Here is a 10,801-nt window from a genome sequence, read left to right as displayed (position 1 = left end):
TTTTCTGCTGCATAGCTGTAATCTATGATGTTTTTCATATCCTTAAAAACTTGAGTATCCTGCACGTCATAAGCGGACTTCATAACTACACCAATGATAGTTCTTCCATCCCTTTCGTAAACTGCCGCTAGAGATCTGCCAGCAGGGGATGTATAACCGGTTTTTCCTGCAACGCATCCATCTGTGCCTACATTTTTATTTCTGTTTTCTAAATTTATAGGTTTGTTCAATGAGGTATTAACAGTGGCTTTAGATTGAGCCATAGTTTCTTTTACCCAAGGATTTTCATAGGCTTTTTTAGTGATTACCGCAAGCTCAAAGGGTGTAGTATAGTGATTATCATGGTGAAGACCATTAGGATTTACAAAATGGCTGTTATTTAAACCCCATTCTTTAAGCTTTGCATTCATCATATCAGAAAACTTTGAAGTATCTCCCGCTACGTTGTCTGCTATTAAATAGGCTATGTCATTACCTGAAAAAAGCATAAGAGACTTCATTACATCATCTGCTGACATTGTAGTGCCCAGAGGAATAGGTCCAAAACTCCTGTAAAGGGCGTAATCTGGCTGTTTTAATGCGGATTCAGTAAATTTTAATATGTCCTCTTTATTCTTATTTTCTGCTAACAGTAATGCTGTTAATAGTTTAGTAGTGCTGGCAGGATAAGATTTGGCATCTCCATTTTTTGAATATATTACTTCTCCTGTATCTGCGTCTATAGTAATTGCATACTGCCCAACGATATTGGGAGGGTCAGTTTTTGCTTGAGCCTTAGTTGAAAAAAGTGGTGTTAATGTGTTAAATGAAAAAGCTAAAATTAATGTTCCGATTATCTTTTTATATTTCAATTCTGATCTCTCCAAATTCAAATTTTTAACATAGTTAGTATAACAAAAATACAATCCATGTACAACCTTTTAATATTAAGTTAACAGCTTTATAATTGATAGTTTTGATTATATAATAGCATAAGAGGTGAATATAAAGTGGAGCTTGATATTATAAAAAAAATTTTTGAAAATAGAAAAGGGCAGTTAATCGGAAAGTATAAAAAAAGCGCTGTGATGATACTGCTTTGTGAAGTAGAGGGAAAAGAACATATAATTTACGAGCAAAGGGCTTTTACATTAAAGCATCAGCCTGGAGATATATGCTTTCCTGGAGGGAAAATAGATGAGGGTGAAACTCCGGTGGAAGCTGCAGTGAGGGAGGTTTCCGAAGAACTTGGAGTAGAAAAGAGTGAAATAGAGGTAATAGGTGAGATGGATTACTTCATAAGCCCTTATGGTGCTATAATGTATCCTTTTGTGGGAAGACTTAATACGAAGAATATAAATCCCAATAAAGATGAGGTTGATCACATATTTATGGTTCCTTTGGAGTTTTTAGAAAATAATCAGCCTGAGGTTCATGAAATTAATATTATGCCTCAAATTAAGGATGATTTTCCTTTTCATATGATATACGGAGGCAGAGAATATAAGTTTGCTAGAGGTAAGATGCTTCAGTATTTTTATTCCTATGAAAATCACTATATATGGGGTTTTACCGCTTTAATCACTAAATGTTTTATAGATATTATTAAAAACTACAAAGATAATTAGTTGTGTTAATAGAATTTTATGGATTAAAATACTATAAATTAACACAAATAAAAAATCCTTCTCTAAGTAAAATATTAATATAACGGAGAGAGAAGGTTTTATGATATGAAAAATAAAAGAGATAAAGGTTGTTTTATAATTTTAATAACAATTTTAATGATGAGCATTTCTGCGCTAAATGCTTCAGCAGCAGTAATGCCTTTATGCATAAAAGATGACGAGGGGAGAATTCATATTAATAAAAGCGATCTTCACAAGCAGGAGGATAAGGTGGTTTTCCTCACTTTTGATGACGGTCCGTCCCATTTAAATACCGAAAGAATACTGAACTTGTTAGTAAAGAATGAAATTAAAGCTAGTTTTTTTATAATAGGTAAAAATGCTGAAAACAATAAAACTGTTATGAAAAAGATGATGGATAACAATATGGCTATTTATCCACACTGCTACGAGCATGATTATTCAAAAATATACCGCAGCAGGGAAAATTATATTAAGGATTTTGAAAAATGCGTAAATGTAATTAGGGACATTTCTCCTTCATATAATGCAAGATTTATGAGGATGCCTGGTGGCTCGGATAACACTATTTCAAAGAGAGGAGTCCTAAGTAGCATTAAATCTTCTATCTCTGATAAAGGATATACTATAGTGGATTGGAATATTGATTCCAGGGACACTTTTGCGCAAAAAGTATCTTCTGAAGTAATAAAACGGAGTGTGATAAAAGGAAGTGATGGCATCAGCATTGCCGTAGTACTTTTTCATGATGCTGAAGCTAAGATTACAACAGCAGAAGCCCTTCAGGATATAATAGATTATTATAAAGAAAATAATTATAAATTTAAAACCTTTAATGAGATAACTCTTAAGGAAAAATCAAAAATGATTGAGATGAGGATAATAAATAAGGCAGCTGTATAGCTGCCTTATTTCATTAATTTATTAATTATATGTTCCTTTGCCTTTATTTCATAGTTGTCGTCCAGTGGTTTAAGCTTAACATCACCATATTTTAGATTTAAGGCATTTGTTATTAATCTGTCTGCTAATTCAGGGTTTTTTGATAATAAAGAACCGTGAAAATATGAGCAGTAGGTATTCTTGTAAATACAGCCTTCATTGCCATCGGAACCATTGTTGCCATAACCTTTGACAACCTTTCCTAAAGCTTTGAGGCTTCCTATATAAGTTCTTCCGGAGTGATTTTCAAAGCCTACATAGGTTTCATTATATTCTTCGTTTTTAATTATAGTATTTCCTATGAACCTGTTATCTCCAGCTTCAGTGTAAATGTCCAATATATTTAAACCCGGAAGCTTTTCCCCTTCAGGGGTTATGTAATGCCTGCCTAAAAGCTGGTAGCCTCCGCAGATGGCAAGAAGCACTTTTGATGACTCTACATATTCTTTTAAGGACTCCTGCTTTTCTCCTGATAGATCCTTAGCAACGATGGACTGCTCATAATCCTGTCCACCGCCAAAAAAAACAATATCATAATCTTCCTTATTAAAGGGATCTCCTAAAGACACATTTTTAATATTTACTTTAATGTCTCGTTGCTCGCACCTGTATTTCAATATTAATATATTTCCTAAATCCCCATAAACATTAAGTAAATCAGGATATAGATGGCAAATATTTATTTCCATATTCATTCCTCCTTACCACAGCTTTTTAATATAGCCCTTAGAATGAAGATATTTTCTATAATTTATCATAGCTGTGTAGGTAGCAAGTACATAGTTCACAGCACCTGTGGAATTAGAAATATTATCAGTGAGATTTTCAAAATTATCGCTGACTTTAAACTTACCTATGTCCAAACCTGCTACCTTCAATCTTACTGACATATCATATAGTCTATCTCCTCCAATAACAATTTCCTTTAAATCAACAGAGGTTAAATCTTCGAAATTTACATCCCAAATCCAGGAAATGTCTGTGCCGTCAGCATAATTATCATTTAATAGAAAAGTGAGAGAAGCAGGCTCTTGGCTTAACATTATGGTTTCTAGTGCCTGATTGTACCCTGCAGGATTCTTAACTAAAATAATTTTAACCTTTTTACCACGTATATCAATAATCTCCTGTCTTCCGAAGCTGCTCTCTTGATGACTGAAGGAGGACAATATTACGCTGTCAGGAATGTTAAGCTCTTTTGAAATAGAATAAGCACAAAGTGCATTATATATATTGTATACTCCTCCCTGATTAAGGCTGAAGGAAGCACCGTTTATTGTAAAGCTGGAGGATTCTGATGTAGCAGAATCGATAGATTCTACCCTGTAGGTAAGCTCAGGCCTTGAGTAACCACAGTTAGTGCAGTAAAAATCCCCTAAATGATTGTAGGTGATAAAATTATATTTATAGGGGGCTTTACAAACCTTACAGAACTTTGCATCTGCATTTATGTCAATCTCGTTATTTTTATTGGTAGATTGTTCAAAACCATAGTATACTATAGGGTTTGGAAGATTTAAATTTCCAAATAAGGATTCATCTCCGTTTAAAACCAGTTTTGTATCCGGTACTTTAACAATTCCCTCCATTATTTTGTTTAAAGTGGTATACACTTCACCATATCTATCCAGCTGGTCTCTGAATAAATTTGTTATATTTATTATTTCAGGTTTTATATGTTCTGTTATAAATTTTACATTGGCTTCATCCACTTCTATAACAGCATATCTTTCACCGGATTTTTCGGTAAAACTGTAGTTTTCTATAAAGCATGAAACTATTCCGGGAAGCATATTAGCCCCGGTACTGTTTGTAACTACATCAAAGCCTTTTTCTGTTAAAATATTTGCTATCATACTTGTGGTTGTAGTTTTTCCGTTAGTTCCTGTAATTAAAATAACCTTATAATTTTTACTTATATGTTTTAAAATATGAGGATCTATTTTAAGTGCTACTCTGCCGGGAAAATTGCTTCCACCTTTCAACAAATGCTTAGATAAAGTTTGAGTTAATTTTGATACTGCTATGGCAATAAAAGTCATGCTGCTGATAATAACACCACCTTTAGTGTAAAATAATTGATTAAAACTAATCAAAGTATACCATAAATAAAATTCCTTTTATAGATTTTTACAATCTTGTTTGATAAAATTATTATATAAATTTTTATAGGGGTGCAGGGATAATGAAAAAATTTATGTGTTATATTTTAAGAAGCATAAAGTCCCGAAAAACACATTTTCTACCCATATTATCAGCTTTATTAATCTCTATAACATTATTAGCTGGTAAAGATAAAAATTTTGAGAAAAACGCTTTTAATAAAGAGGTTTTTTTAACCAGAGAAACTATAGCTGAAGAATATTTTTACAATAGTAAATTTAAAGAAGCTGAAGAAAAATATGATGAACTTTACAATTCCACCGGTAATCCTATCTGGATATTAAAGAAAGCTGAGATATATTCTCTATTAGGAAATTATCATCAGTCCAGAGAGTATATTTTGAAAGCTAAAGATAAGATAGAAAAGCTAAAGGACAGTTCCGTAAGCGCAAAGGATAACAGCTTTATTTTAAAAGAATTAGAATTTATAAATTATGTTGTATTCCTTAACTTTATTAATAGGGACTATAAGATAGCTTTATTGGAAGGTGAGAGGTATATTTTTGAATATAAAGATTATAAACCTCTGATAAAGACGATGATAGCGGTTTATACTGCTAATAATGAACATAAAATTGCAGAAGAACTGTTAAAATCCTATCCTTTAGATAAGGATTCTGCTTATGATGTTGCAGAATACGGAATGTTAAATGTTTTTTTTGATAGGTGGGAAGATGGAATAAAATACCTTAAAAATGCCTGGGAGATAAATAATGAAGAACATAAGATTATGGATGCAGTTTCTCAAATAGCTACCTATGACAGCGAAAAACTAATTAAGGTGATTATTTCTTTGAAAGAATGCTTTCCGCAAGAGAGGGTTTATAGTTTATGGCTGGCAAAGTTATATTCTATGAAGGATGAAACAGCATATAACGCCATAGCTTTATTAGAAGAAATAAAAAATGAATTTAATGACAGCTTCAATTATAATCTCATAAAAATAAATGCATTACAGAAATTGAAGGAAAAATCTGAAAGCGAGATGTTGATTAATGGGATGCTTTCAGTCTCAGAAAAGGATTATAGGGTATATCATAGTGCTGCATGGTATTATTTCAACGAAAAGGACTATGAGAAGGCTTCAGATTATGCCCATAAGTCGAAGGAGCTTAATAAAAGCTATAATGATAATTATGCTTTTTTAATCCCTGAAATTCTTAAATCTCAAGGTAGAAGCTTTGAAGCAAGGCCTTATTTTATAAATGCTCTATGTAAAGAGCCTTATAATTACTATATAATACTCAATATTGCCAGTTACCATTGGAAGGGTGAAAGAAATTCTGAGAAAGCTTTAGAATACTATAGACTAGCGGAAGCTCTAAGGCCGGAGGATGGCGAGATTAAATACCAGATGGCATTTATATATATAAATATACAAGCCTACGATAAGGCTGCAGAGCTTTTAAAAAATTGTATAGACATTGATGAATCCGTGCCTAAATACCATAGAAGTTTAGGAACTATTTATATGACTCAAGGTAATCATGACGAAGGAATAAAAGAGATAAGATATGCATATGAAGCTGACAAAAGCGATATATTAAACTTAAATAACGCGGGAGTTTATTATATCACTGTAGAAGAAAACTTAGAAAGAGGTTTATATAACTTGAAATCAGCTTATGGAAGGATTGATAACTCAACAGAGCAATACGTTGCCCAAACTATAAAGGAAAATTACAGTAAAGCAAAAACTCTGTATGAAAAATATATTTCCTATGACTCTGAAGAAATATTGACTCTTCCTGATTTTCAACTGTTTTATTAATAAACTAAATATTAATTACATTGACTGCAAGGAGGGTTTTAGTGTATCCATTAAAGCTAGAAAGTATTTACTATGATAAAATTTGGGGAGGAAGGGATTTAACTCTCTTTAGAGACAATCTCCCTGAAGGTGATATAGGAGAAAGTTGGGATGTAGCCTGCCATCCACATGGAACAGGAATCGTTGCCAATGGAATTTATAAAGGGAAAAAGCTTGACCAGCTAATAGAAGAAAGAGGAGAAGCTCTTTTAGGTTCTAAGATATCTAAGGATCATTTTCCTTTATTAGTGAAGCTCATAAACGCAAAGGAAAAACTATCTGTACAGGTGCATCCCAATGATGCATACGGTTTTAAGCACCAGGGGGAACCTGGAAAAACAGAAATCTGGTATGTGGTAGAAGCTTTTGATAATGCAAACCTTATAATTGGCACTAATAACTGTACTAAAGAGGAGTTTGCAACAGCAATTGAGGAAGGAAACACTGAAAAATATCTTAATGCCATACCGGTAAAAAAGGGTGAAGTATATTTTATTAAAAGTGGAATGGTTCATGCTATTGGAGAAGGAGTTATCATAGCTGAGATTCAACAGAACAGTGATACAACCTATAGGGTGTTTGATTATGACAGGGGAAGAGAACTTCATGTAGATAAAGCTTTAGATGTTATTGATTTTAACCTCAAGGGAGAAAGAAGAAAGGGCTTAACAGTAAAATGCCAAGGCTATACAAAAACTTATTATGCTTTATGCGAATACTTTTCTTTGGAAGAATATGATATAACCGACACAGTGAAAGAAACCAGTGATGTTGAGAGATTTTATATCTTTACCTGTGTAGAGGGGGAGGGAGAGTTTTTATATGAAAAAGGAAAAGAGCATATAAGTAAGGGAGAGAGTCTCCTTATACCTGCATCTCTTGGAGAGTATTCTTTAACAGGTAATATGAAAGTTTTGAAAAGCTATGTGCCGGATGAGGATAAAGTAAAATCTGAAATATTGAATTTAATTTTATAAGTATATTCTTAAAAGCCTTGTTTATCAAGGCTTTATTTCTTTATAAGATAATGAAGCAAAATAAATAAATTTCAAAAATTATAGAATTTTGCAATAAAAATTGCACTTGAAATTATTGTTGGGCGAAAAATAAAATATTTCTTGCAAATAAATAAAATAGATGTGATAATTGTAATAGAAACTGTTTACAGGGGGGATTTTTTTGTCTAATTCATTAAATTTAGATTTTAATTGTGCTGAGATCTACGAAGATTTGTCACCAGCTCAATTGATAACTGAGGCTGTAAGACGTGGAGAAGGGGTACTTTGTTCTAATGGAGCTTTAAGCATCAATACAGGTAAGTGTACCGGCAGGTCACCTAAAGACCGTTATATAGTATCGGATAAAAATACTAAAGAACATATTAACTGGGGTGAGGTAAACCTGCCCATAGAAGAGGCTAAGTTTGATGAACTTTTGAAAGATGTACAGAATTATTTAAAAGACAAAGATCTTTTTGTCTTCAATGGAAGGGTAGGAGCTTTAGAAGAATATACCATGGGAGTTAAGGGAATATGTGAATATGCATCTCAAGCTCTCTTTTGTCATCAGTTATTCATAAGGGAAAAAGTCAATAAAGAAAGAGAAGCATTTACTGTAATTTCTGCACCGGGTTTCAAAGCTGATGCTGAAAAGTATTCATTGAATTCCGAAGTGTTTGTAATATTAAATTTTACAAAAAAGATGATTTTAATTGGAGGAACTCAGTACAGCGGAGAGATAAAAAAGGCTATATTTACATCAATGAATTATATGCTTCCATTTAAAGGTGTACTCCCTATGCATTGTTCTGCAAATGAAGGAAAGGATGGGGATGTAGCAATACTTTTTGGGTTATCAGGAACAGGAAAAACTACATTGTCTGCAGATCCTGAAAGAGCATTAATAGGTGATGATGAACATGGCTGGTGCGATAACGGAGTGTTCAATTTTGAAGGAGGATGCTACGCAAAGACCATTAATTTAAGCAGGGAAAAAGAAAAAGACATCTATGATGCTATTAAGTTTGGAAGTATCATAGAAAATGTTGTGTTAGATAATAAGAATAATCCTTTATTTGATGATAGTTCTATAACAGAAAACACAAGAGGAAGTTATCCAATACACTATATAAATAACGTAAAATCAAATGGTAAGGGAGCTGTGCCTAAAGTAATTTTATTTTTAACAGCTGATGCTTTTGGAGTTATGCCTCCAATAGCTAAATTAAATAAAGAACAGGCTATGTATTACTTCTTATCCGGTTACACAAGCAAGGTTGCCGGTACAGAAAGAGGTTTAAAGGAACCTCAGGCAACTTTTTCAGCCTGTTTCGGAGCGCCTTTTATGCCTATGAATCCAAAAGAATATGCTAAACTTCTAGGTGAAAAAATAGAAGAAAACAATGTAAGGGTATATATGGTAAATACAGGATGGATAGGCGGTTCTTATGGAACAGGAAAGAGGATAGACCTTCCTTATACAAGAACCCTGGTAAAAGCAGCCATAAACGGTGATCTTGAAAAGAGATCCTATAAGAAGCATGAGTATTTTAATTTACTTATACCTGAAAGCTGCGATGGTGTACCATCAGAGATATTAACTCCTGAGGAGACCTGGAGAAACAAAAATGATTATATAGAAACTGTGCAGAAACTTAAAAACCAGTTTGAAAAAAACTACAAAAAGTATTCTGATGAATAATAAAAAAATTAAAGTATAATTCAATAAATATTGCTGCCTTAGCCACTGCTAAGGCAGCAATATTTTTAATTTTAGGCTGTGTTAGACAATAATGTTGATATAGTATATAAACCTCGAAATAGTGATACAATAATGTTTCGAGATGCATTATGAGCGATAGAGTGAGTGTAAGAAGTTTTAAAGAAGAGATAGCCAATCTTAATAATTCTCAGTTGGAACAATTGCTTTACCTCATGATTGTAAGACGCCATTTTATATGCACCGCAAAATCCTTTATTGTATCAGAGTATTTATGGGTGCTGGATATGTGGATGGCGTTGTTGAAATGGATTAATGCTTCATACCTGAAAGTTATAAAGGAAAGCATAAAAAGAGTGGTTTGTAATGCCTAGACATTTTAGAAAAAGAGGGAAACAAATTAAGAAACGTGGTATAAGTAATGAATAAATATATATTGCTACAGCTATAGACCGAAGCAACAATATAATCCTTGAGCCTATCTGTAAAGGTAGGGTAACTTCTTATGCCCTAGAGCATTTTATAAAAAGCATGTAGACTCAGAATTTATTATCTGCACAGATAACAATAAATTCTGTATACAGTTTGCGAAAGACCTTGAATTAGACCATAAAAGAATCATGAGAGGTGGCTATAAAAATGGAATCTATCACATAAACCATGTTAATAGTTTGCACAACAACTTATAGGTTTGGATATATAGTTTTAAAGATGTTGGAACTAAATTCCTTTCGACTTATATGGCTTGGTACAAGTAGCTTCAGAGTTTTAATGATGAAAAAAATTATAAGTACTAGAAATCTGCTAATTCACATTGTAGTTCCTTTTGTTTTACTCGAATTTGTACTTATCATAGGGCAGAGGCTATTTTCATTTAGTATTCAAAAATATTCCATTTATTTGAAATTTACATTATAATATGTATATAACGTGAATTACAATGGTTATAAATAACGAATTAAATTAGCAGTTTTCAAGGAGAAATTATGAGAATTAATGTTTCTAAATCAGCAGCTGAGGGTTTAACAGAAATATTGAGAAATTTAGTCAACGGTGGCAATGTAGACAAAGATTCAATCATGAATTTTTTAAGAAATGACAATGGATGTAAAGCTCAATTCAAATTTTATGATAAGAACTTCACTATTGAAGAATATACAGATGCATTTATTAAATCTGCTAAAAATGAAAAATATAAGACTGATAATGATATATTAGCAAGAATGAACAATGCTTTAATGAGAATCTCGAAAAATATGGATTTACTAGAGAAAAAAATAAATAATATAAAGGAATACGACTTTAAGATTTTAGAAAGTAAATTAAAAGATACTCTTCCAGAAGATACACAGTTTGATTTTAATATATTCTTTTGTTTAGATGGAAACAATGCAGGAAGTATTGTTGATAAAAATACTATGTGCCTTGATGCTCTATTTTGGGCTTCAGATAAAAACAAAGAAGAACAAGTTGAAGGAATAATTCTTCATGAATTTCACCATATTGGATGTTTATATTGGTTAAATAAGAATGAAAAAAG

The 10,801-nt window shown here is 32.3% G+C and carries 9 protein-coding genes and 1 pseudogene; 7 read left to right on the top strand and 3 right to left on the bottom strand.

What is annotated here, in order from left to right; translation table 11 throughout:
• Positions 1 to 851: D-alanyl-D-alanine carboxypeptidase family protein (locus tag TA89_RS07150; RefSeq protein ID WP_040212141.1), on the bottom strand; the 851-nt coding region annotated here is incomplete at its 3' end.
• A gap of 138 nt (positions 852 to 989) precedes the next feature.
• Here TA89_RS07150 and TA89_RS07145 point away from each other — a divergent pair.
• Positions 990 to 1,607 (top strand): NUDIX hydrolase, encoded by a 618-nt coding sequence (locus TA89_RS07145; RefSeq protein ID WP_040212139.1) that lies wholly within the window; start codon positions 990 to 992, stop codon positions 1,605 to 1,607.
• Positions 1,608 to 1,712: 105 nt separating this feature from the next.
• On the top strand, positions 1,713 to 2,531 hold the full coding sequence (locus tag TA89_RS07140; RefSeq protein WP_052447355.1) for a polysaccharide deacetylase family protein: 819 nt from the start codon (positions 1,713 to 1,715) through the stop codon (positions 2,529 to 2,531).
• 5 nt (positions 2,532 to 2,536) lie between these two features.
• On the opposite strand, the gene TA89_RS07135 is transcribed toward TA89_RS07140, so the two are convergent.
• A complete protein-coding gene (locus TA89_RS07135) occupies positions 2,537 to 3,259 on the bottom strand; it encodes a type 1 glutamine amidotransferase (protein WP_040212138.1) in 723 nt (240 codons plus the stop codon).
• A 12-nt stretch (positions 3,260 to 3,271) separates the two neighbouring features.
• On the bottom strand, positions 3,272 to 4,612 hold the full coding sequence (locus TA89_RS07130; protein WP_040212136.1) for a Mur ligase family protein: 1,341 nt from the start codon (positions 4,610 to 4,612) through the stop codon (positions 3,272 to 3,274).
• A 143-nt stretch (positions 4,613 to 4,755) separates the two neighbouring features.
• On the opposite strand from TA89_RS07130, the gene TA89_RS07125 reads away from it, so the two are divergent.
• The 5 genes and pseudogenes from TA89_RS07125 to TA89_RS07105 all read left to right on the top strand — a co-directional run.
• Entirely contained in the window at positions 4,756 to 6,504 is a 1,749-nt protein-coding gene (locus tag TA89_RS07125) for a tetratricopeptide repeat protein (protein WP_040212135.1), read from the top strand.
• A gap of 41 nt (positions 6,505 to 6,545) precedes the next feature.
• Positions 6,546 to 7,520, top strand: coding sequence for a type I phosphomannose isomerase catalytic subunit (locus TA89_RS07120; RefSeq protein ID WP_040212133.1), 975 nt, complete (start codon positions 6,546 to 6,548; stop codon positions 7,518 to 7,520).
• A gap of 202 nt (positions 7,521 to 7,722) precedes the next feature.
• On the top strand, positions 7,723 to 9,243 hold the full coding sequence (gene pckA / locus TA89_RS07115) for a phosphoenolpyruvate carboxykinase (ATP) (RefSeq protein WP_040212132.1): 1,521 nt from the start codon (positions 7,723 to 7,725) through the stop codon (positions 9,241 to 9,243).
• A gap of 241 nt (positions 9,244 to 9,484) precedes the next feature.
• A pseudogene (locus TA89_RS18815) lies at positions 9,485 to 10,179 on the top strand (IS1595 family transposase); the annotation flags it as partial.
• Between the two features lie 68 nt (positions 10,180 to 10,247).
• A partial coding sequence (locus TA89_RS07105) for a DUF5700 domain-containing putative Zn-dependent protease (RefSeq protein WP_040212130.1) occupies positions 10,248 to 10,801 on the top strand: 554 nt, incomplete at its 3' end.

It is taken from the genome of Clostridium polynesiense, from assembly GCF_000820705.1.
Lineage (GTDB): Bacteria > Bacillota > Clostridia > Clostridiales > Clostridiaceae > Clostridium_AA > Clostridium_AA polynesiense.
Note: the sequence above shows the minus strand (reverse complement) of the source record. Positions and strands in the feature narration are given on the sequence as shown.